The organism is Lysobacter sp. CA196 (genome assembly GCF_052078695.1).
GTDB lineage: Bacteria > Pseudomonadota > Gammaproteobacteria > Xanthomonadales > Xanthomonadaceae > Lysobacter.
In genome coordinates this window covers 97,968-119,639 of the sequence record NZ_JBQJIN010000004.1, presented here as the reverse complement: position 1 = coordinate 119,639, position 21,672 = coordinate 97,968, and the positions used below count along the sequence as shown (strand labels likewise).

24 protein-coding genes are annotated in these 21,672 nt (G+C 66.5%); 17 read left to right on the top strand and 7 right to left on the bottom strand.

The genetic code is table 11. The features are described 5' to 3' along the window. Positions 1–13: 13 nt before the first annotated feature. A complete protein-coding gene (locus tag ACTOWK_RS05680) occupies positions 14–568 on the bottom strand; it encodes a DUF1415 domain-containing protein (protein WP_441329212.1) in 555 nt (184 codons plus the stop codon). A gap of 1 nt (position 569) precedes the next feature. Next, on the bottom strand, positions 570–1,052 hold the full coding sequence (locus ACTOWK_RS05675; protein WP_057971516.1) for a YajQ family cyclic di-GMP-binding protein: 483 nt from the start codon (positions 1,050–1,052) through the stop codon (positions 570–572). 134 nt (positions 1,053–1,186) lie between these two features. Here ACTOWK_RS05675 and ACTOWK_RS05670 point away from each other — a divergent pair, with 134 nt between their 5' ends. The 4 genes from ACTOWK_RS05670 to ACTOWK_RS05655 all read left to right on the top strand — a co-directional run bounded on the left by ACTOWK_RS05670 (position 1,187) and on the right by ACTOWK_RS05655 (position 5,037). Further along, entirely contained in the window at positions 1,187–2,242 is a 1,056-nt protein-coding gene (locus ACTOWK_RS05670) for an NAD(P)-dependent alcohol dehydrogenase (protein WP_441329211.1), read from the top strand. Between the two features lie 252 nt (positions 2,243–2,494). Next, complete coding sequence (locus ACTOWK_RS05665) at positions 2,495–3,016, top strand: DUF1453 domain-containing protein (protein WP_441329210.1); 522 nt, start codon at positions 2,495–2,497, stop codon at positions 3,014–3,016. A gap of 192 nt (positions 3,017–3,208) precedes the next feature. Then, the gene (locus ACTOWK_RS05660; RefSeq protein WP_441329209.1) at positions 3,209–4,093 is read left to right on the top strand and encodes a DMT family transporter; all 885 of its coding nucleotides are present in this window, start codon (positions 3,209–3,211) and stop codon (positions 4,091–4,093) included. 143 nt (positions 4,094–4,236) lie between these two features. Further along, complete coding sequence (locus ACTOWK_RS05655; RefSeq protein ID WP_441329208.1) at positions 4,237–5,037, top strand: VOC family protein; 801 nt, start codon at positions 4,237–4,239, stop codon at positions 5,035–5,037. 127 nt (positions 5,038–5,164) lie between these two features. On the opposite strand, the gene ACTOWK_RS05650 is transcribed toward ACTOWK_RS05655, so the two are convergent. After that, complete coding sequence (locus tag ACTOWK_RS05650) at positions 5,165–5,794, bottom strand: OmpW/AlkL family protein (protein WP_441329207.1); 630 nt, start codon at positions 5,792–5,794, stop codon at positions 5,165–5,167. A gap of 393 nt (positions 5,795–6,187) precedes the next feature. After that, the gene (locus ACTOWK_RS05645; RefSeq protein WP_441329206.1) at positions 6,188–6,331 is read right to left on the bottom strand and encodes a hypothetical protein; all 144 of its coding nucleotides are present in this window, start codon (positions 6,329–6,331) and stop codon (positions 6,188–6,190) included. Between the two features lie 126 nt (positions 6,332–6,457). Between ACTOWK_RS05645 and ACTOWK_RS05640 the strand changes: the two genes are divergently transcribed. The 4 genes from ACTOWK_RS05640 to lpdA all read left to right on the top strand — a co-directional run bounded on the left by ACTOWK_RS05640 (position 6,458) and on the right by lpdA (position 11,642). Further along, positions 6,458–7,240, top strand: a complete 783-nt coding sequence (locus tag ACTOWK_RS05640; protein ID WP_441329205.1) for a DUF2884 family protein — start codon at positions 6,458–6,460, stop codon at positions 7,238–7,240. Between the two features lie 164 nt (positions 7,241–7,404). Then, positions 7,405–8,802 (top strand): dihydrolipoyllysine-residue acetyltransferase, encoded by a 1,398-nt coding sequence (aceF, locus tag ACTOWK_RS05635; protein WP_441329204.1) that lies wholly within the window; start codon positions 7,405–7,407, stop codon positions 8,800–8,802. 233 nt (positions 8,803–9,035) lie between these two features. Beyond that, a complete protein-coding gene (locus ACTOWK_RS05630) occupies positions 9,036–9,719 on the top strand; it encodes a hypothetical protein (protein ID WP_441329203.1) in 684 nt (227 codons plus the stop codon). A 108-nt stretch (positions 9,720–9,827) separates the two neighbouring features. Then, positions 9,828–11,642 carry a dihydrolipoyl dehydrogenase gene (lpdA, locus tag ACTOWK_RS05625; RefSeq protein WP_441329202.1) on the top strand — a complete coding sequence of 605 codons (1,815 nt, stop codon included), beginning with the start codon at positions 9,828–9,830 and terminating at the stop codon, positions 11,640–11,642. A 211-nt stretch (positions 11,643–11,853) separates the two neighbouring features. On the opposite strand, the gene ACTOWK_RS05620 is transcribed toward lpdA, so the two are convergent. Further along, a complete protein-coding gene (locus tag ACTOWK_RS05620) occupies positions 11,854–12,660 on the bottom strand; it encodes a hypothetical protein (protein WP_441329201.1) in 807 nt (268 codons plus the stop codon). A 296-nt stretch (positions 12,661–12,956) separates the two neighbouring features. Beyond that, positions 12,957–13,163, bottom strand: a complete 207-nt coding sequence (locus ACTOWK_RS05615; protein ID WP_441329200.1) for a DUF2061 domain-containing protein — start codon at positions 13,161–13,163, stop codon at positions 12,957–12,959. Between the two features lie 322 nt (positions 13,164–13,485). On the opposite strand from ACTOWK_RS05615, the gene ACTOWK_RS05610 reads away from it, so the two are divergent. The 9 genes from ACTOWK_RS05610 to ACTOWK_RS05570 all read left to right on the top strand — a co-directional run bounded on the left by ACTOWK_RS05610 (position 13,486) and on the right by ACTOWK_RS05570 (position 20,924). Further along, on the top strand, positions 13,486–13,854 hold the full coding sequence (locus tag ACTOWK_RS05610) for a hypothetical protein (RefSeq protein ID WP_441329199.1): 369 nt from the start codon (positions 13,486–13,488) through the stop codon (positions 13,852–13,854). Positions 13,855–13,864: 10 nt separating this feature from the next. Further along, positions 13,865–14,701, top strand: coding sequence for a F0F1 ATP synthase subunit A (gene atpB / locus ACTOWK_RS05605; protein WP_441329198.1), 837 nt, complete (start codon positions 13,865–13,867; stop codon positions 14,699–14,701). 76 nt (positions 14,702–14,777) lie between these two features. Next, a complete protein-coding gene (gene atpE, locus ACTOWK_RS05600) occupies positions 14,778–15,047 on the top strand; it encodes a F0F1 ATP synthase subunit C (RefSeq protein WP_441329197.1) in 270 nt (89 codons plus the stop codon). Positions 15,048–15,132: 85 nt separating this feature from the next. Continuing rightward, complete coding sequence (locus ACTOWK_RS05595; RefSeq protein WP_441329196.1) at positions 15,133–15,603, top strand: F0F1 ATP synthase subunit B; 471 nt, start codon at positions 15,133–15,135, stop codon at positions 15,601–15,603. 17 nt (positions 15,604–15,620) lie between these two features. Further along, positions 15,621–16,148, top strand: a complete 528-nt coding sequence (locus ACTOWK_RS05590; RefSeq protein WP_441329195.1) for a F0F1 ATP synthase subunit delta — start codon at positions 15,621–15,623, stop codon at positions 16,146–16,148. A 139-nt stretch (positions 16,149–16,287) separates the two neighbouring features. After that, positions 16,288–17,838, top strand: a complete 1,551-nt coding sequence (gene atpA, locus ACTOWK_RS05585) for a F0F1 ATP synthase subunit alpha (RefSeq protein WP_441329194.1) — start codon at positions 16,288–16,290, stop codon at positions 17,836–17,838. Positions 17,839–17,985: 147 nt separating this feature from the next. Beyond that, positions 17,986–18,849: a F0F1 ATP synthase subunit gamma gene (gene atpG / locus ACTOWK_RS05580; RefSeq protein WP_031371122.1), complete on the top strand. Its 864-nt coding sequence runs from the start codon at positions 17,986–17,988 to the stop codon at positions 18,847–18,849. A gap of 68 nt (positions 18,850–18,917) precedes the next feature. Continuing rightward, positions 18,918–20,348: a F0F1 ATP synthase subunit beta gene (atpD, locus tag ACTOWK_RS05575; RefSeq protein ID WP_441329193.1), complete on the top strand. Its 1,431-nt coding sequence runs from the start codon at positions 18,918–18,920 to the stop codon at positions 20,346–20,348. Between the two features lie 150 nt (positions 20,349–20,498). Then, entirely contained in the window at positions 20,499–20,924 is a 426-nt protein-coding gene (locus ACTOWK_RS05570) for a F0F1 ATP synthase subunit epsilon (protein WP_408951025.1), read from the top strand. A 219-nt stretch (positions 20,925–21,143) separates the two neighbouring features. Here ACTOWK_RS05570 and ACTOWK_RS05565 read toward each other — a convergent pair whose 3' ends face one another. Next, entirely contained in the window at positions 21,144–21,527 is a 384-nt protein-coding gene (locus tag ACTOWK_RS05565) for a GtrA family protein (protein WP_441329192.1), read from the bottom strand. Between the last annotated feature and the right edge of the window lie 145 nt (positions 21,528–21,672).

The following is a 21,672-nucleotide window of genomic DNA, read 5'->3' as shown; positions in this document are numbered from 1 at the left end:
AGCGAGCCGCGAATCAACCCGCCATCAGCTTGCGCCAGCCCTCCAGGCCGAGCTTTTCCAAGGTCGCCAGATTGCGTTCGACGATCACGTCCGGGTCGGGGAAGGCCGCGACCGCGCGTTCGACGCTGGCTTCGCGCAGCAGGTGCAGGGTCGGGTAGGGCGAGCGATTGGTGCAGTTGCCGACGTCGTCGTAGGCGGTGTCGGCGAACTGATAGTCGGGGTGGAAGCTCGCGACCTGGATCTCGCCTTCCAGGTCCAGCGCGGCGACCGCACCGTCGGCCAGTTCCAGGAAATCGTTGAAGTCCAGGAACTCGTTCAACACCTGCGGATGGATCAGCACGGTGGTGTCGATCAGCTCCGGGTCGCTTTGCTCCAGCAACACCAGCTCCGAGGCCAGCTCTTCCAGCAAGGCCTCGGGGGTCGCCGCTTCGCTGAGGACGAAACGCACTTGGCCCTTCGCCAGTACCGCCTTGGCGAAGGGGCACAGGTTCAGGCCGATTACCGCGCGCTCCAGCCAGCGCCGGGTCGCCGCGATCGGGTCGTCGCCGGAGGGGGCCGTCGCGCTCATCTCAGTCGCGGAAGTTGTCGAACTGCAGCGGGCGCTCGAATTCGCCGCCCTTGAGCAAGGCCATTACCGCCTGCAGGTCGTCGCGCTTCTTGCCGGTGACGCGCAGCTTGTCGCCGTTGATCTGGGTCTCGACCTTGAGCTTGGCGTCCTTGATGGTCGCGGCGATCTTCTTCGCCAGCTTCTGCTCGATGCCCTGCTGGACGGTGATCTTCTGGCGCGCGCGGGCCAGGTTGGTCTCGACGTCGCCGAATTCCAGGCAGCGGGCGTCGATGTTGCGTGCGACCAGGCGCGCACGCAGGATCTGGGTCATCTGCTCGAGCTGGAACTCGCTCGGCGCCGACTGGGTGATGCTCTTGTCGTCGAGGACGAACTCGGCATCGACGCCCTTGAAGTCGAAACGGGTGCCGAGTTCGCGGTTGGCCTGGTCGACCGCGTTGGTGAGTTCGTGGGTGTCGACTTCGGAAACGACATCGAAAGAAGGCATGGCACACTCGCTGGGGGGAGAACCGGCAAAGGGTAACGCAAGCGCGGGGGCGATATGCACTGTTGCGGCGGGCCGGCGCCCCTGCGATCCGGCCGCCGATACACTGCCGCGACACGTCTCCAGGATCCGATCCCATGCACAAAACCGCCGCCTACGCCGCCGTCGATGCGCGCACGCCGCTGGCCCCGTTCTCGATCGAGCGCCGCGAGCCGGGTCCGAACGAGGTCCTGATCGACATCCTCTATTGCGGCGTCTGCCATTCCGACATCCACCAGGCCCGCGACGAGTGGGGCGGGTCGGCTTTCCCGATGGTGCCGGGCCACGAGATCGTCGGCCGGGTCGCCCAGCTCGGCGCCAACGTCAAGAGCTTCCGGCTCGGCGACGCGGTCGGCGTGGGCTGCTTCGTCGATTCCTGCCGCGAATGCCCGCAGTGCCGGGCCGGCGAGGAGCAGTACTGCGACCAGGGCATGACCGGCACCTACAACTCGCGCGAGCGCGGCACCGGCGCGCCGACCTACGGCGGCTATTCGACCCGCATCACCGTCGACCAGGACTACGTGTTGCGCATTCCCGAGTCGATTCCGCTCGACCGCGCCGCGCCGCTGCTGTGCGCCGGCATCACCACCTACTCGCCGTTGAAGCATTACGGGGTCAAGGCCGGCGACGAGGTCGCGGTGGTGGGCCTGGGCGGCCTGGGCCATATGGCGGTCAAGATCGCCGTGGCGATGGGCGCGCGGGTGACCGTGCTGAGCACTTCCGAGTCCAAGCGCGAGGCGGCGCTGGCCTTGGGCGCGCACGCCTTCGCCGCGACCCGCGACAAGGGTACGTTCAAGAGCCTGTCGCGCTCCTTCGATTTCATCATCGACTCGGTCTCCGGCGATCACGATTACAACGCCTACCTGGGTCTGCTGAAGTTCGACGGCACCATGGTCCTGCTGGGCATTCCGGAAACGCCGTCGACGGTCGCCGCGGGCGCGTTGATCATGCAGCGGCGCAAGCTCGGCGGCTCGCTGATCGGCGGCATCCGCGAAACCCAGGAAATGCTGGATTTCTGCGCCGAACACGGCGTGGCCTCTGACATCGAGCTGATCGACATCGGCCAGATCAACGAGGCTTACGAGCGCATGATCAAGGGCGACGTGCGCTACCGCTTCGTGATCGATATCGCCAGTTTGGGCAAGGCGGCCTGAAGCGAGTCCGGGACTGGCGCGGAACTGCGGCAGCCGGACCTGCTTCATCGTCCCGGCCGCAGCCGTCGTACTGGATTCCGTCATCCCCGCGAAGGCGGGGATGACGAGCAAAGGCAAAGGCAAGGGCCCACAGCGACAAGCGTCAAGGCTAAACACGAAATACGAGGTCCCACGGACCGATCGACCGCCGCCGCCAGCCCCGTACCAGCGTCTTCGCACGACGTCCGCACAGACTGCCGGTAAGCTGCGGCCATGCCCCTGTTGCTGCTGATCCCACTGGCCTTGCTGGTCCTGCTGATGCTGTGGGCGCTGCTGTTGCCGCTCGGGCTGATCCAGCGCTACCGCTACGGCAAGGCCCGGCGCCGCGCCCTGCCCTGGGCGGTGCGGCTGGCGGCGGCCTTGTCGCTGCTGTCGTTGCTGATCTTCTTCGTCAGCGCCTGGCTGGTCGGGCATTGGATCGCCGATGCCCTGCCATATGCGGCGCTCGGCTGGGGCGCGGGGCTGATGCTCGGCGTGCTCGGCGTCTATCTCACCCGCTTCGAGCACGAGGCCAAGGGCCTGTACTACACGCCGAACCGCTGGCTGATCCTGGGCCTGACCCTGGTGGTCGCGGCGCGGATCGCGTTCGGCCTGTGGCAGGCCGCGCACGGCTGGAGCGACCATGCCGGTTGGTTGCCGCAGCAAGGCAGCCTGCTCGCGGTCGGCGGCCTGCTATTGGGCTATTACCAGGCTTACAGCGTCGGGCTCGCGCGCCGCCTGCGCCGACGCGGCTGATCGTGCTGTGGCTACGCCGGCTCTGCCGACGTCGGCGCGGTCTCCACCGCACCCGCCTTCGGCCGGATGACGCGCGCCGGCGCGCCGGGCAAGATAGACGGTCCCGCTTCGATCGGCCGACATGCCCGCCCCCTCATCCCAGCGCCTCATGCCCCACGCCCGCCGCGCCGTTTGCGCGGGCCCGCACTCGTGATGAGCGCGGCGCATCCGCATCGCCGTCGCGCGATGGCGACCATGCTGGTCGCGGTGGTGATGTTCTCGATCATGGACGCGCTGCTGAAGCTGCTGTCGGCGCATTACCAGCCGTTCCAGGTCGCCGCCTTGCGCGGTGCGTCGTCGCTGCCGTTCGTGCTGACCTGGGCCCTGGCCAGCGGCGGGCTGAAGCCGCTGCTGCGCGTTCGTTGGTCGCTGCATCTGCTGCGCGGCGTGCTCGGCATCGGCATGATGGCGACCTTCGTCTATGGCGTGCATCGATTGCCGCTGTCGACGACGTATTCGATCTTCTTCATTGCGCCCTTGCTGATCACCGCGCTGTCCGGACCGATCCTCGGCGAACGAGTCGGTCCACGGCGCTGGGTCGCGATCGGCATCGGCCTGATCGGCGTGCTGGTGCTGCTGCGGCCCAGCGGCGAGGGCATGTTGAGCCTGGCCGCGCTGGCGGTGCTGGCCGCTGCGCTCGGTTATGCGGTCAGCGCGATCACCGTGCGCCTGCTGTCGCGCACCGACAGCACCCAGGCGATGATGGTCTGGCTGATGGTGATGCTGACGCTCGGCGCAGGCGCCCTGGCCTTGCCGGCATGGGCGCCGATCCGCGGCGAAGACCTGTGGCTGATCGCCGGCCTCGGCGTGGCCGGTTCGATCGGGCAATACGCGGTCACCGAAGCCTTCCGCCTCGGCGAGGCCTCGCTGATCGCGCCGCTGGAGTACACGGCGTTGATCTGGGGCGTGTTGCTCGACCTCAGCCTGTGGGGTGTGTTGCCCGATTCGACCACCTGGGTCGGCGCCGCCATCATCGTCGCCAGCGGGCTGTATCTGCTGCGCCGCGAACGCGTGCACGTCGAGGCCGAACACCCCTGACCGCGGCGGTATCCCGGCCGAGGCTCACCGAAACTCCTGCTGTCTCACCCAAGGCACCGTCGTGCGGCGTTTTCGCCGCAGCGCGCCATGACGATGTCTTCGCCACGGCGTAGTGTCGAGGCGTAGTCAGGGGGAGAGCCACGATGACCTTGCTCGTCCACGCGCCGGGAGCGCCGTGTTGGTTCGAGTTGGCGAGCGACGACCAGGTCGCCGCCGAGGCCTTCTATTGCGCGCTGTTCGGTTGGACGATCGAACGCACCCCGATGCCGGACAGCAGTGCCTACACGATCTTCAAGCTCGACGGCCACGACGTGGCCGGCGCCTACAGCCTGGTGCCGGGTGCCTGGCCGGGCCCGGACGGCAGTCACGCGCCGCATTGGGACGTGTACTTCCGCGCCGCCGACTGCGATGCCGTGGCCGCGCGCGCGGTCGCACTCGGCGGGCGCTTGATCGGCGCGCCGTTCGAGTTCATGGAGCATGTGCGCATGGCGGTGTGCAGCGATCCCGAAGGCGTCGCCTTCCTGCTCGCCCAGCAGCGCGCGCATCCCGGCGTCGATCGCCTCGGCGTCGACAATGCGGTGTGCTGGGCCGAACTGGCGACGCGCGACCTCGACCGCGCCGAAGCCTATTACCGGCGTTTGTTCGGTTGGCGCATGCAGGCGCAGCCCGCGGCGGCGAGCGGTTACCGGGTGTTCTCCGACGATCGGCGCCGGCTCGGCGGCCTGATGCAGATGGGGCCGGAGTGGGGCGACATGGCGCCGCATTGGTCGATCTATCTGCAGGTGCCCGATGTCGACGCCAGCGCCGCGCGGGCGGTGGCGCTCGGCGGCCGCATCGTGCTGGCGCCGTTCGACGCCGGCGCCGACCGCATCGCGCGCCTGAGCGATCCGAGCGGGGCAGCGTTCTATCTGATCCGCGTCTCCGCGCCGCGCGCCTTCGCCTGAGCGCCGCCGACCACAACCCACTGAACGGTAGCGATCGAAACGACAGCGATCGAAACGATAAGCATCGAAACGACAACGGGCTCCCGAAGGAGCCCGTTGGGTGTTGCAAGTGCAGCGGATCAGGCGATCAGAAGCGCGCGCCGACGCCGATACCGACGGTCACCGGGTTCAACTCGGCTTCGCCGACCTTGAGGCCGTTCAGCTTCACGTCCGACTTGCCCTGCATGTAGCGCACGTCGGCGCGGGCGAACCAGGTCGGGGTGATGTTGAGGTCGACACCGGCGGTCGCCATCGCGCCCTTGGCGTTCTCGACGCCCAGGCGCTGGCCGGCGATCGGGGTCTCGTTGCTGTAGTTGGCTTCGTAGTAGCCCAGGCCCAGGAACGGACGCACGGTGCTGTCGGCGGTGCGGAAGTGGTACTGGCCGCTCAGCGCGATCGGCTGCGAATCGACGCTGCCGATCTTGCCGCCGCCGGCGTTGACGCGGTGACCGAACTTGTCGGCCGAACCCCACGCCTCGACGGCGATGTTGTCGGTGATGTAGTAACTGGCGCTGAGGGTGGCCGCACCTTCACCGTCGAGATCGGTGCGCACGCCGCCGATCAGAGGGTTCTTGGTCGGCTGCGACAGCGCGTAACCGCCGACGACGGCGAAACGCTTGCCGCTCGCGGTGTCGGTGGTGGAATCCTGAGCGAAGGCGGCCGGGGCAAAGGCCATGGCACCCATCAGGGCAAGGGTCAAATGACGAAAGCGCATCATGGAGATATCTCCTGTTGTTGTGTTGTGTCGATGCCTTGGGGGAGGCGGGGCACAAGGTAGCCATGCACGCATGAACCGAACTTGCCGCGCGAACGCAGGTGAAGGAACTTTCACGCGCGCATCGTGTTAGAGGCGTGTTTTCAAGGGGAAAATGAACGAAATGAACCGTGTGCGACTTACATGAACCTGCGTTCATCTCGCACTGCGAATGCATGAGGATTCGTTGCCGCAGCCATGTCGATGCGGACGTTCGCATGCGTGGATCGCACGCGGCGCAAGGGTTTCGCATGCCGGTCGTGAACGATGAACGCTGTCGAACGGCGAGGCCTGCTTGTGCTCGCGTCGTGGCCGAACGATCCGATTGCGCAAAGCCGCAGTGTCGTCATGCCATGGCTACTTTTCTGCATGGGCGATCGGCGAACCGGTGCGTTCCATGCGGGGAACGAAATGCACATAGCCGTCGGCGCGATTGCGCGGATTGGTCTGCTCTCGATCGACGGCGATGCATCGCGCCCAACCTCGATGTTCGATGGCCATCCATCGATCCAATCGCCACGACCGGCAAGCCCAACGGCCATGACTAAGGTCACGCCGCCCATCGGCACAGGCGGGGGCGACACGGCTGCGGCAACCTGAACGCACTTCACCGTCGAGGATCCGACGATGCGCCTGTCCCGCACCTTCCGACTGACCGCCCTGGCCGCACTGACGCTGGCCTGCGGTTCGAGCTTCGCTGCCAACATCCACGTCGACGCCGGCTGCGAGATCGACAGCGGCTACTTCCTGACCCTCAATCAACGCAGCCTGATCCTGACCCGCGAAAGCGGCGAGCCGAAGGCCATCGTGATGCGCCAGGGCCGTTTGTTCGTCGACGACCGCTGGGTCGCGCTCGATGCCGCCGACGCGCGCCGCCTGGCCGAGTTCGAACGCGGCACCCGCGCGGCCATGCCGGAAGCGCAGCAGATCGGCCGCGAGGCCGCGGGCATCGCCTTCACCGCGCTCGGCGAACTCGCCGCGGCGCTCGGCAGCCATCCCGAGCGCACCCGCGCCCACGTCGAGCGGGCGCGCCAGCAGCTCGACGCCCGCCTGAGCCGAGCGATCACCCCAACCCACTTCAGCGGCAAGGCGCTCGGCGACGGTATCGGCGAAGCGCTCGGCGACACCTTGCCGACGGTGATCGGCGAAGTCGTCGGCGGCGCGGTCACCGCCGCTTTCAGCGGCGATGTCGGCCGCCTGCAGAAGCTCGACGACCTGGACGCGAGGATCGAGGCCGCGGTGCAGCCGCGCGCCGACGCGCTCGGACGCCGCGCCGACGGCCTGTGCCGGCAGATGCGCGCCCTCGACGCACTCGAGAGCGCACTGGATTACCGCTACCAGGGCCAGCCGCTGGACCTGTTGCAGGTCGAGACGCCGCCGGGCAAGTCGGACAAATCGGCCAAGCCTTAAGCCGAACCGCAGGCGATGCATGCAGTACTGGGGCGTACGCTGGCCTTGCCGGTGTGCGTTCCCGGGCCGCTTAGGCCTTTAGTGGGTATTGGCCCGCAACGCGGTTGGCGTGACCGCCTGCAACCGCCACAATAGGGTTTTCGCGCATTGCGGAGCCCCACGAAATGGCTGAGCTGAAGGAAGCACGCGTCCCCGACATCGGCGACTACGACGGCGTACCCGTCATCGAACTGCTGGTCGCGGTCGGCGACACGGTCACCCAGGACCAGGGACTGGTGACGCTGGAATCGGACAAGGCCACGATGGAAGTGCCGGCCCCGTTCGCCGGCGTGGTGCGCGAGCTCAAGGTCAAGATCGGCGACCAACTGGCCGAAGGCAGCGTCGTCGCGTTGATCGAGCCAACCGAAGAGACAGCGAAAACAGCGCCTGCTTCGCCCCAAGAACCCGCCAAACCCGCCGCGCCCGCAACTGCGGCCCCCGCTCCGGCCAAAGCCGAAGCCCCCGCCGCAGCGAAGACCGAAGCCCCGGCCGCGCCCGCAGCGATCCCCGGCGCCAACGCCGGCACCGATCCCGAAGCGATGCCGCCGCGCACCCCGCCGGTGGCGTTCACCGCCGACGAACTGATGCCCGACAAGGTGCCGTATGCGAGTCCGGCGGTGCGTCTGTTCGCACGCGAGCTCGGGGTCGACCTGGGCCGGGTCAGCGGCAGTGCGCGTGGCGGCCGGATCAGCAAGGAAGACGTGCAGTCCTTCGTCAAGGGCATCATGCAGGGCGGCAGCGCGGTCGCCGCGACCGGCGCCGCCGCGGCCTCCAACGGCGGCGGCCTCAACCTGCTGCCGTGGCCGAAGGTCGACTTCAGCAAGTTCGGCGAGACCGAGACAGTCGCGCTGTCGCGCATCAAGAAGCTCTCCGGCGCTAACCTCGCGCGCAACTGGGCGATGATCCCGCACGTCACTCAGCACGACGATGCCGACATCACCGAGCTCGAAGCGCTGCGCGTCGCGCTCAACAAGGAAAACGAGAAGTCCGGCATGAAGCTGACCATGCTCGCCTTCCTGATGAAGGCCAGCGTCGCCGCGCTGAAGAAGTACCCCGACTTCAACGCCTCGCTCGATGCCTCCGGCGAAAACCTGACCCTCAAGAAGTACTTCCACATCGGTTTCGCCGCCGACACGCCGAACGGCCTGGTGGTTCCGGTGGTGCGCGACTGCGACAAGAAGGGCGTGCTGCAGATCGCCAAGGAAACCGGCGAACTCGCCGCCAAGGCGCGCGACGGCAAGCTCGGCCCGGCCGACATGAGCGGCGGCTGCTTCTCGATCAGCTCGCTCGGCGGCATCGGCGGCACTTCGTTCACGCCGATCGTCAACGCGCCGGAAGTCGCCATCCTCGGCGTGTCCAAGTCGGCGACCAAGCCGGTCTGGGACGGCAAGCAGTTCGTGCCGCGCCTGCTGTTGCCGCTGTCGCTGTCCTACGACCACCGCGTCATCGACGGCGCCGCCGCTGCACGCTTCACCGCCTACCTGGCGCAGTTGCTGGCCGACCTGCGCCGCGTGCTGTTGTAAGCGCGGCAGGCATGGCGGTCGGCTGCGGTCCCGCACTGTGCATTGCGCCGCTGCCGTCAACGGCGGCGGCGCTGGGCAGGCCAGCGCTGCAGCAGGCCACCGTGCCGCCTTCGCCCGATGCCGGCGAAGCGGCCGCGATGCGTTCCGGTCCACGACCGCCTCGTTTCGACCACGCCGAGCTTGCCAGCGGCACGCCCCGACGCCCGTTGTTCTCCATAGGATTGCCCGCCGTAATGAGCCGCATACCGAACGTCTCCGCTCCACGCCGTCTTGGCCGCCTCGGCCTGATCGCCTTGCTGCTGGCCGCTCCGTTGGCTCACGCCGCCGATGGCTGCCAAGTGTCCCTGGGCCGCGGTTGGCCGCCGGCCACCGAAAACCACGGCTCGGCGGTCGAGCAATTGCTCGCGGCCAAGGCCACGCCGAACCTGAGCCTGACCTACCTGCCGGCGCGCGGCGCCGAGAGCGGCCTGATGCTGATTCCGGCCGAAGGCGACTGGACCCTGCGCCACGCCACCGCCAGCGAACGCGTGGCGGCCTGGAGCTCGTCGCGCCGCAGCTCGGCGCTGGAATTGCGGGTGGACCAGGAAGTCGAGAACGAAGAGGCGCCGATGCCGGCCGTGTTGGCCCAACGCATCGTGGCGAGCTGGAAACGCGCGCTGTCGAGCTTGGCGCCGGACGGCAAGGCCGCCGAGTTCCACGAGCAGGACCAGTTGATCTTCGTCGTCGACGGTCTGCGCGTCAGCGGCTTGCGCCCCGATTGCGGGCCGGGCGAATCGATCATGGAACAGGTCGGCCTGATGACCGAAGCCGCCAACGAAAGCGAGTCCAAGCGAGAACGCCGCTGGCGCGCGCTGGAAGAGTCGCTGGACGAACTCGACAAGCGCCTGGCCGAGGCCGCCTCGACGCCGGCGAACTGATCAGGCCAGCCGCCACCCCCATGCCAGGCCGTCGCATCGCGATGGCCGCCCCCACGACGGACGCTTCGAGCGCCGTCGGCCCGAGATAGAACCAGAGGACGCAGCGTCATGGCCAACAACATCGAAGTGAAGGTTCCCGACATCGGCGGCTACGACGACGTGCCGGTGATCGAATTGCTGGTCGCCGTCGGCGACACGGTGAAGAAGGACCAGGGCCTGGTCACGCTCGAATCGGACAAGGCGACGATGGAAGTGCCCTCGTCGGCCGACGGCGTGATCAAGTCGATCAGCGTCAAGATCGGCGACAAGGTCTCCGAGGGTGCGGTGATCGCGATCCTCGAAGCCGAAGGCGCCGGCGAGGCGCCGAAGCCGGCCGCGGAAAGCAGCGCACCGGCGCCGGCCGCAGTGCCGACGCCCGCAGCCGCTGCGGCAGTTCCGGCAGCGGCAAGCAGCGCGCCCGCACCGGCCGCCGCCGCGGCGAGCGGCCGCAAGGCCGACGTCGAATGCCGCATGCTCGTGCTCGGCTCCGGCCCCGGCGGTTACACCGCAGCCTTCCGCGCCGCCGACCTTGGCCTCGACACCGTGTTGGTGGAGCGTTACGCCAGCCTCGGCGGCGTCTGCCTCAATGTCGGCTGCATTCCGTCCAAGGCGCTGCTGCATGCGGCCGCGGTCATCGACGAGGCCGAGCACGCCAGCGACTACGGCGTCAGCTTCGGCAAGCCGAGCATCGACCTGGACGCGCTGCGCAAGTACAAGGAAAAAGTGGTCGGCCAGCTGACCAAGGGCCTGGCCGGCATGGCCAAGCAGCGCAAGGTGCGCGTGGTCGCCGGTACCGGCAGCTTCGTTTCGCCCAACGAGCTGGAAGTGACGGGCGAGGGCGGCACCCAGCTGATCCGCTTCGAGCAATGCATCATCGCCGCCGGTTCGCAGGCGGTGAAGCTCGGCAATTTCCCATGGGACGACCCGCGCGTGATGGATTCCACCGACGCGCTGGAGCTGGCCGAGATTCCGCGGAAACTGCTGGTCGTCGGCGGCGGCATCATCGGCCTGGAAATGGCCACCGTGTACCGCGCGCTCGGCAGCGAAGTCACCGTGGTCGAGTTCTTGGACCAACTGATGCCGGGCGCCGATCCCGACCTGGTCAAGCCGCTCGCCGACCGCCTGAAGAAGCAGGGCGTAATGGTGCACCTGAAGACCAAGGCCGCGGCCACCGAAGCGCTGAAGGAAGGCATCAAGGTTTCCTTCGAAAGCGCCGAAGCCGGCAAGGCTGCCGCGCTCGAGGCCACGGTCTACGATCGCGTGCTGGTCGCGGTGGGCCGCGCGCCGAACGGAGGCAAGATCGGCGCCGACAAGGCCGGCGTCAGCGTCAGCGAGCGCGGTTTCATTCCCGCCGACCGTCAGATGCGCACCAACGTGCCGCATATCTTCGCCATCGGCGACCTGGTCGGTAACCCGATGCTCGCGCACAAGGCCACCCACGAAGGCAAGCTCGCCGCCGAAGTGGCCGCCGGCGAGAAGAAGGAATGGGTCGCGCGGGTGATTCCGTCGGTGGCCTACACCGATCCGGAAATCGCCTGGGTCGGCGTCACCGAGAGCGAAGCCAAGGCCAAGGGCCTCAAGGTCGGCATCGGCAAGTTCCCGTGGGCCGCCAGCGGTCGTGCGATCGGTATCGGCCGCACCGAGGGCTTCACCAAGCTGATCTTCGACGAAGCCACTCACCGCATCGTCGGCGGCGGCATCGTCGGCGTGCACGCCGGCGACCTGATCGCCGAGATCGGCCTGGCGATCGAGATGGGCTGCGAAGTCGCCGATATCGGCCACACCATCCACCCGCACCCGACCCTGAGCGAATCGGTCGGCATGGCCGCCGAGGTGTTCGACGGCACGATCACCGATTTGTATATCCCGAAGAAGAAGGGCTGATCCGCTCTCGAGCGCCGGCGCCGGCAGGCGCTGGCCGCGACCAGCGATCCCAGGGTAGGAGCGGCGCAAGCCGCGACCCTTGGCTAACGGCGGCCGGCGCAGCGATCCTCACGTGCGCGGTCGCGGCTTGCGCCGCTCCTACCCCGGCCGCGTCACGGCGTTACAGGTCCGCCGCGTGCGGCACGACTGCGCCGCACGCATGCGGTCTTGCTCAGAACGAAAACGTCACGCCCGCCATCGGTCCCTTGAAGCGCTGGTCCAGGCCGATCACGCCGTCGCTGCCGGGACGCCGGGCGTCGATCTTGAACCAGTCGTAGCCGACGAAGGCGCCGATCGCCGGGGTGAAGCGGTACTCGACCAGGGCATTGGCGCGGCTGACGTCGCCTTCGTAATCGCCGAAATCGCCCCAGTCGGCGTCGAGGTACTGGCCCTGGAGGACGAAACGCCACTTGTCGTTCGGCGACAAGGTCAGGCGCGTGCCGACCACCGGCGCATAGCCGTCTTCGCTGGAACTGGTGCGGTAGTGGTTGGCGCCGGCCTCGGCGCGCAGCTTGCCTTCGAGCTTGGCGTACTCCACGCCGATCTGCAGGCCCCAGCTCACCGTCTCGGTCTCGACCACGGCGTAGTCGTACATCACGCTGGCCAGTTCGAACTTGGCCTTGGCCTCGGCGAAGCTGCCGGCCGGGATGGTCGTGTCGTCGTAGGAAATCGCTTCGCGCAGGGTGGCGCGTTTGCTCTTGTCGTAGCCGAAGTAATTGAACAGCAGTCGGTTGCGTTCGCTGAAGCGGAACACGCCTTCGATGCGCGGTACGGTTTCCTTGCTGCCGAAATCGAAATCCTGGGCGAACCGATACGGCTCGCCGCGAAAAGTGGTGCCGGCGCTGAGTTCGCCGCTGCCGTCGACCGACATGGCGCCCAGGCGTACGGTGAAGCGATCGTCTTCGGCATGCGCGGATTGCGCGAACAAGGCGCCCGTCGCGGCCAACGCGAGCGTCAGAGGCAAAAGTTTCGGGTTCACAGGCTCACTCCGTTGCGGGGGAAGCGCAGTACGGTTTGATGTACTGGCGCGTACATGAATGCCGCGCAATAAGTGGAGTGACGGTGAAAAAAAACCGGTCCGACCGTTGCTGCAAAGTCGGAAAACCTTAAACGGTGACCGCTGCCGCAAAAAAGGCGAAGCCCCGGCGGGTCATGCCGGGGCTTCGGGGGAGCCCGCCGCTGCTTTGCCATTGACGAGGAGAGAGAGGCGGCGGGCGTTCACAGATACTGACCGGTGCTTGCGCGAAAGGTTCCGAACTTCGTCAAAGATTTCGATCAAGTCGCCAGCGTGCCGGGCAAGGACGCGGCGCGGCGGCGCTCGATCCGCTTCCAGATCTTCTCGTGGAAGTGGAAGGCGACCGTGTTGCAGGCCGGTTCGACCAGGGCCAGGGCGCCGCCGACCCAGACGCTGCCGGTCATCAGATAGCCGACCAGGAAGGCGACCGAGAAATGCACGCAGGCAAAGCTGAGTGTCTTGCTCATGGGAGCGGCCCAAATGAGAATTGTTCTCAACAATACGCTCTTGCCTTGGAAAATCAAATCGACCTTTATGCTCGATACGATAGATCCCGGCTATCGATGCGGCCGCCGGTGGCGCGCGCTTTACCTGGGGGGTAATTCAACGGCCGCGCAGTGCGGGCCATAGTCGCGGCCATGAAGCCCTCCGTCGTCGCCATAGATGCCGTGTACTACCGGGCGCTGCGCACAGGCATGACCGACGCCGGTTGCCGCAACTGCGCCCGCGTTCTATACTTTTGCGGCTCTACCGGGCGCTTTGCGCCAACCCCATACCGACGAGTCCCGCGTGCACGATCCTTTGTCCGCAGGTCGCCGGTTGGCGTCGCGCGCGATTGCCTGGCAATTCGGCGCGATGGCGCTGGCTGCGCTGGCCTTCTACCCCTTCGGTGCGTCCCATGCATTGGCGGCGGCGGTCGGCGGCGGCGCGACGGTCGCTGGCAGCCTCGTGGCCGCCAGGATGGCATTGGGGGGTGGCGTGCAACCGGCCGGGATGGCAGTGGGTCGGTTGCTGGCCGGAGTCATATTCAAATGGGTGGTGGTACTGGCGGTGTTCGGGCTCGGAATGGCCTGGTGGCGTCTACCTCCGCTTCCAATGCTGGTGGGATTGCTGGCGGCAACGCTGGCCTTCGTACTGGCCAATCTTTTGAAACGATAAGGTGTCTTTCGTGAGTGAACAGACCGGTTCGGGCGGCCTGAACGAATACATCAAGCACCATTTGACCCACAACACCAGTGAGGTCTTTGGCAGTGAAGCGATGTCGAAGTTCAATTTCGACTCGTGGATCGTCGCTTTGGTGCTCGGCCTGCTCTTCATCCTGTGGTTCGGTCTGGCGGCACGCAAGGCCACCGCGGGCGTCCCGAGCAAGGGCCAGGCCTTCGTCGAGATCATTCTCGAGTTCATCGACGGCCAGGTGAAGGACACCTTCCACGGCGACCGCCGTTCGGTGACCCCGCTGGCGCTGACCATCTTCATGTGGGTCGTGTTCATGAACACGATGGACCTGCTGCCGCTCGATCTGTTCGGCTGGCTGGTCCACGTCACCGCCGGTCCGGAAGCGGCGCACCACACGTATTTCCGCGCCGTTCCGACCGCCGACCTCAACACCACGTTCGCGATCTCGGCCTCGGTGTTCTTCATCCTGATCGGCCACGCGGTTTCGGCCAAGGGCGTCGGCGGCTTCGGCAAGGAGCTGGTCACCGCGCCGTTCCACGCGCACGGCCCGATGAAGCTCGTGCTGGTGCCGGTCAACCTGGTCATGAACATCATCGAGTGGCTGGTCAAGCCGGTTTCGCTCGCGATGCGACTGTTCGGCAACATGTACGGCGGCGAGCTGGTGTTCATGCTCATCGCCGGCCTGATGGGAAGCATCTACACCTTCGTGCCTGGCGTGCTCGCCAACGCGGCCTGGGCGATCTTCCACATCCTGATCATCCTGTTGCAGGCCTTCATCTTCATGATCCTCACGGTCGTCTATATCGCCGGCGCCCGCGAAAGTCATTGATCCATCGCTCGACGCGCACCACCCCTCATTCGTTTTCCCTTCACCGTTTAGCACTACCTCTACCAGGAGAAGCACCATGGAGTTCATCGCCAACGTTCAGGGTCTGACCGCCATCGCGATCGGCATCATCATCGGCCTCGGCGCGCTCGGCGCTTGCCTGGGCATCGCGATCATGGGTTCGAAGTTCCTCGAATCCGCCGCGCGTCAGCCGGAGCTGGTCCCGATGCTGCAGGGCCGCATGTTCCTGCTGGCCGGCCTGATCGACGCCGCGTTCATCATCGGTCTCGCCGTCGCCCTGTTCTTCGCGTTCGCCAACCCGCTGATCAGCGTCCTGCAGGCCGGCTGATCCGTGTCGGTCCGCGCCTTACGGCGCGGACTGGGCAATCCGGGCCGGTACGCCGGCCCAACGTAAGCAACGTCGAGGACCCGTCATGAATCCCAACATGACTTTCTTCGGTCAGATGCTCTCCTTCGCGATCCTCGTATGGTTCACGATGAAGTTCATTTGGCCGCCGCTGAACGCAGCGATCGAAGAGCGCCAGAAGAAAATCGCCGAAGGTCTTGCGGCTGCCGAGCGCAGCCAGAAAGACCTTGCGCAGGCGCAGGAAAGCGTCGACGCGGCGCTGCGTGAAGCCCGTACCAAGGCCAACGAGATCATCGATCAGGCGCATCAGCGCGCCAATCAGATCGTCGACCAGGCCAAGACCGACGCCGTCGTCGAAGGCACGCGCCTGAAAGCGCTGGCCGACGCCGAAATCGCCGCGGCCACCGATCGCGCTCGCGAGGATCTGCGCAAGCAGGTGTCCACGCTGGCCGTGACCGGCGCCGAAAAGCTGCTCAAGCGCGAAATCGACGCCAACGCCCACAAGGCGCTGCTCGACGAGCTGGCCGCAGAAATCTGATCGGATAGCCCAACGCGATGAGCCAGAACCTCACCCTCGCACGACCGTACGCCCGCGCCGCTTTCGCGGCCGCGAACGACGCCGGCCGCTCCGCCGAATGGTCCCAGGCGCTCGCCTTCGCGGCGCGCGTCGCCGGCGATCCGCAGGTGCAGGGGCTGCTCGGTCATCCGCAGCTGACCCTCGCCGACGCCGTCGGCCTGGTCGCGATCGACGGCGCGGACGAAGCCTTCCAGCGCTTTCTCGCGCTGCTGGCCGACAACCGCCGTCTCTCGCTGCTGCCGGAAATCTCCGGCCAGTTCGAGGAACTGCGCGCCGAAGCCGACCGCGTGGTCAAGGCCAAGGTCACCTCCGCCAGCGATCTGCCCGCGGCCGAACTCGAATCGATCAAGGCCGCGCTGGTGAAGCGCTTCGGCCGCAAGGTCGAAGTCGAGACGGCCGTCGACGCGTCGCTGATCGGCGGGGCGGTGATCGATGCCGGCGATGTCGTGATCGATGGCTCGCTCAAGGGCAAGCTCGCGCGCCTGCAGACGGCGCTGGCCGGTTAAAGCAGCGATTCGGGATTAGGGATGCGGGAATCGTAGCGGCCAAGGCCCCGGCGAATCGCGAATCACCGATCCCGAATCCCGAACCAAAAGAAAGCACCCGCGCGTCGCCCCATCGCGATGCAGGACCAAGGAAACGACAATGGCAAGCACCCAGCTCAACCCGTCCGAAATCAGCGAACTGATCAAGACCCGCATCGAGAAGGTCAAGCTGGCCGCCGAAGCGCGCAATGAAGGCACGGTCACCTCGGTGTCCGACGGCATCGTGCGCATCCACGGCCTGGCCGACGTGATGCAGGGCGAAATGATCGAACTGCCGAACAACACCTTCGCCCTGGCGTTGAACCTGGAGCGCGACTCGGTCGGCGCCGTGGTGCTGGGCGATTACGAACACCTGCGCGAAGGCGACATCGCCAAGACCACCGCACGCATCCTGGAAGTGCCGGTCGGCCGCGAACTGCTCGGCCGCGTGGTCAACGCCCTCGGCGAGCCGATCGACGGCAAGGGCCCGATCGCCGCGACCATGACCGCTCCGGTGGAGCGCGTGGCCCCGGGCGTGATCTGGCGCAAGTCGGTCGACCAGCCGGTGCAGACCGGTTACAAGACCGTCGACGCGATGATCCCGATCGGCCGCGGCCAGCGCGAGCTGATCATCGGCGACCGCCAGACCGGCAAGACCGCTCTGGCGATCGACGCGATCATCAACCAGAAGGGCACCGGCATTAAGTGCGTGTACGTCGCGATCGGCCAGAAGGCCAGCTCGGTCGCCAACGTCGTGCGCAAGCTCGAAGAGAACGGCGCGCTCGCCCATACCATCGTGGTCGCCGCGACCGCGTCGGAATCGGCCGCGATGCAGTACATCAGCGCCTACTCGGGCTGCACCATGGGCGAGTACTTCCTCGACCGCGGCGAAGATGCGCTGATCGTGTACGACGATCTGTCCAAGCAGGCCGTCGCCTACCGCCAGATCTCGCTGCTGCTCAAGCGTCCGCCGGGCCGCGAAGCCTACCCGGGCGACGTGTTCTACCTGCACAGCCGCCTGCTCGAGCGCGCCGCGCGCGTGTCGACCGACTACGTCGAGAAGTTCACCAACGGCGAAGTGAAGGGCAAGACCGGTTCGCTGACTGCGCTGCCGATCATCGAAACCCAGGCCGGCGACGTCTCGGCGTTCGTGCCGACCAACGTGATCTCGATCACCGACGGCCAGATCTTCCTGGAAACCGACCTGTTCAACGCCGGCATCCGCCCGGCCGTGAACGCCGGTATCTCGGTGTCGCGCGTCGGCGGCGCGGCCCAGACCAAGATCGTCAAGAAGCTGTCCGGCGGCATCCGTATCGCCCTGGCCCAGTACCGCGAGCTGGCTGCGTTCGCGCAGTTCGCTTCCGATCTCGACGAAGCCACCCGCAAGCAGCTCGAGCGCGGTCAGCGCGTCACCGAGCTGATGAAGCAGAAGCAGTACGCGCCGATGTCGATCGCCCTGCAGTCGTTGTCGATCTACGCGGTCGACAAGGGCCACATGGACGACGTGCCGGTGACCAAGATCGGTGCGTTCGAAGAGGCGCTGCACGCGCACTTCACCAACACCGCCGGCGAGCTGGTCAAGAAGATCAACGACAGCGGCGATTGGAACGACGAGATCGAAGGCGCCTTCAAGAAGGGCATCGAAGAGTTCAAGCGTACCGGTAGCTGGTAACCAGGAGCCGGGACTCGGGGCTCGGGACCCGGGACTCGCGAAAGCGGGTTCCGCGGTGCCGGATCCAGCGTCCCGGGCGAGCAGTAACGATTCCGGCAGGGCCTCTTTCGAGTCCCGAGTCCCGAGTCCCAAGTCCCGGATAAAGAGATGGCAGGCGGACGCGAAATCAAAACCAAGATCAAGAGCGTGCAGAACACCCGCAAGGTGACGCGCGCGCTCGAAATGGTCTCGGCTTCCAAGATCCGCAAAGCGCAGGATCGGATGAAGACCTCGCGCCCGTATGCGCGCGTGATCAAGCAGGTGATCGGTCACCTGGCCCAGGCCAACACCGATTACAAGCATCCGTACATGGTCGAGCGCAAGGATCCCAAGCGCGTCGGCTATGTGATCGTGTCGTCCGACCGCGGCCTGGCCGGCGGCCTCAACAACAACCTGTTCCGCAAGCTGCTCGGCGAAATCCGCAAGTGGCAGGAACAGGGCGTCGAGGTCGACGTGGTCACCATCGGCCAGAAGGCGTCGGTGTTCTTCCGTCGCATCAAGGTCAACATGCTGGCTTCGGTCACCCACCTGGGCGACAAGCCGCACCTGGAGCAGCTGGTCGGCGTGATCAAGGTCATGCTCGACGCCTACAGCGCCGGCAACATCGATCGCGTGTTCCTGAGCTACAACGATTTCGTCAACACGATGACCCAGCGCGCGGCGTTCGATCAGCTGCTGCCGCTGCCGGCGCCGGAGACGCAGGTCGCCAAGCACGACTGGGACTACATCTACGAACCCGATGCGCAGACCGTGCTCGATCACGTGCTGACCCGCTACATCGAGTCGCTGGTGTACCAGGCGGTGTTGGAGAACGTCGCTTCCGAGCATGCCGCGCGCATGGTCGCGATGAAGTCGGCGAGCGACAACGCCAGCAAGCTGATCGGCACCCTGAACCTGGTCTACAACAAGGCCCGCCAGGCAGCGATCACCCAGGAAATCTCCGAAATCGTCGGCGGCGCCGCGGCGGTCTAAACCATCCGGTGGGCGCGGCCTAGGCCCGCGACCACGAGCAGCATTTGAAAGTTACTGAGGAATCAAAGATGAGCAGCAGCCAGGGCAAGATCGTTCAGATCATCGGTGCGGTCGTCGACGTCGAGTTCGCACGCGAGTCGGTGCCGCGCGTGTACGACGCGTTGAAGGTCGAGAACACCGCCATCACCCTCGAAGTGCAGCAGCAGCTCGGCGACGGTATCGTGCGCGCGATCGCGCTCGGTTCCACCGACGGCCTGAAGCGCAACCTGATCGCCATCAACACCGGCAAGGGCGTCTCGGTGCCGGTCGGCGTGGGTACCCTGGGCCGCATCATGAACGTGCTCGGCGAGCCGATCGACGAAGCGGGTCCGGTCGAAGCCACCGAGCATTGGGAAATCCACCGCGCGGCCCCCGATTACGCCGACCAGTCCTCGGGCAACGAGCTGCTGGAAACCGGCATCAAGGTCATCGACCTGATGTGCCCGTTCGCCAAGGGCGGCAAGGTCGGCCTGTTCGGCGGCGCCGGCGTGGGCAAGACGGTCAACATGCTCGAACTGATCAACAACATCGCCACCGAGCATGCGGGTCTGTCGGTGTTCGCAGGCGTCGGCGAGCGTACCCGCGAAGGCAACGACTTCTACCACGAGATGGCCGAAGCCGGCGTCATCCAGCTCGAGAGCCTGAAGGACTCGAAGGTCGCGATGGTGTACGGCCAGATGAACGAGCCGCCGGGCAACCGTCTGCGCGTCGCCCTGACCGGCCTGACCATGGCCGAGTACTTCCGCGACGAGAAGGACGAGAACGGCAAGGGCCGCGACGTCCTGTTCTTCGTCGACAACATCTACCGCTACACGCTGGCCGGTACCGAAGTGTCGGCACTGCTCGGCCGTATGCCGTCGGCGGTGGGTTACCAGCCGACCCTGGCCGAGGAAATGGGCGTCCTGCAGGAGCGCATCACCTCGACCAAGACCGGTTCGATCACCTCGATCCAGGCCGTGTACGTGCCCGCGGACGACTTGACCGACCCGTCGCCGGCCACCACCTTCGCCCACCTCGACGCCACCGTCGTGTTGAGCCGCAACATCGCATCCTTGGGTATCTACCCGGCGGTCGACCCGCTCGACTCCACCTCGCGTCAGCTCGACCCGAACGTGATCGGCGCCGAGCACTACGACACCGCGCGTCGCGTCCAGTCCACCTTGCAGAAGTACAAGGAGCTCAAGGACATCATCGCGATCCTCGGCATGGACGAGCTGTCGGAAGAAGACAAGCAGGCCGTGTCGCGCGCGCGCAAGATCGAGCGTTTCTTCTCGCAGCCGTTCCACGTCGCCGAAGTGTTCACCGGCGCGCCGGGCAAGTACGTGTCGCTGAAGGACACGATCCGCGGCTTCAAGGGCATCGTCGAAGGCGAGTACGACCACCTGCCGGAGCAGGCGTTCTACATGGTCGGCGGCATCGAAGAAGCGGTCGAGAAGGCCAAGAAGATGGGTGTGGGCTAAACCCGCGGTTCCCTCTCCCGCTTGCGGGAGAGGGTAGGGTGAGGGCGCTGTTGCTGGTTGTTTCCTTGCGACGTTCGTACTCGTCCTTCGCGTGCCCCTGCCCTCTCCCGCTCAGCGGGAGAGGGGGACAATGAATAGAGGCGTTTCTTTATGGCAACTACGTTCCGTTGCGACATCGTCAGCGCCGAGGAAGAGATCTTCCACGGCGAGGCGACGCTGCTGGTCGCCACCGGCGAGATCGGCGAACTCGGCATCGCACCGCGCCACGCGCCGCTGATCACGCGCTTGAAGCCGGGCAAGGTCGTGGTGACCCTGCCGAGCGGCGAGCAGCTGGATTTCGCCGTCTCCGGCGGCATTCTGGAAGTGCAGCCGCAGGTCGTGACCGTGCTGGCCGACACCGCGATCCGCGCCCAGGACATCGACGAGGCCGCCGTGCGCGCCGCCAAGGAAGAGGCCGAGCGCATGCTCGCCAACCGTGGTCCGCAGATGGACGTCGCCGAAGCGCAGTCCAAGCTCGCCGAAGCGATGGCGCAGTTGCAGGCGCTGGAGCGTCTGCGCAAGAACATCAAGCACTGAGTCTTGCTTCGCGACGCGCAGCAGGTCATCGCTGCAACGAAAACGCCGGCCTCGCGCCGGCGTTTTTCGTTTCGGGACGGGACTTCAGAGTCCTGTCGGATGGGCCCTGGATGTTCGGCGCCGCTGAAGTAAAGCCGAGCCCGCCTGCGCGGGGATGACGGTGGGAGAGAGGCGTGGTGTGCCTGCGTCACCGCGAGGTTGAGAGCTCAGCGCCTGTTCTCAGCGGCGATACACCCAGTGGCGCGAGACCAGGAAGCCGACGCCGCCGAGACAGACTTCGATGACCGGCTTGGCGAGCCAGGTCCATTGCAGACCGGCGTAGGCATCGACGGTGCTGACCGCCCAAGTGCTGACGATGGTGGTGCCGATCCAGAGCATCACGAAGCGCCCGAACTGGCGCCGGCCGACTCGGCTGTCCTCGCTGGCGAAGGTGAAGCGGCCGTTGAGCCAGAAGCCGATCAGGGCGCCGCTGATGCGCCCGGCCAGGTTCGCCGCTTCGACCGGCATGCCCAAGTGGCTGAGGCCGACCATCACGCCCCAATCGATGAAGTACTGCAGCGCGCCGAAGATCAGGTAGTTACGGCCCTGGCGGGTCAGGCTCATGCGCCGGCCTCGGCCGTGGCGGCGTGGCCGAACCCGGCGGGGGCGAGCTCGACGAAGGCGGGCGGGGCGGCGGTCATGCGCGCATTCTAGCCAAGCGACCCTGTACCATCGCGCCCATCACCAGCCGGCACGACGGGAGCGGCGG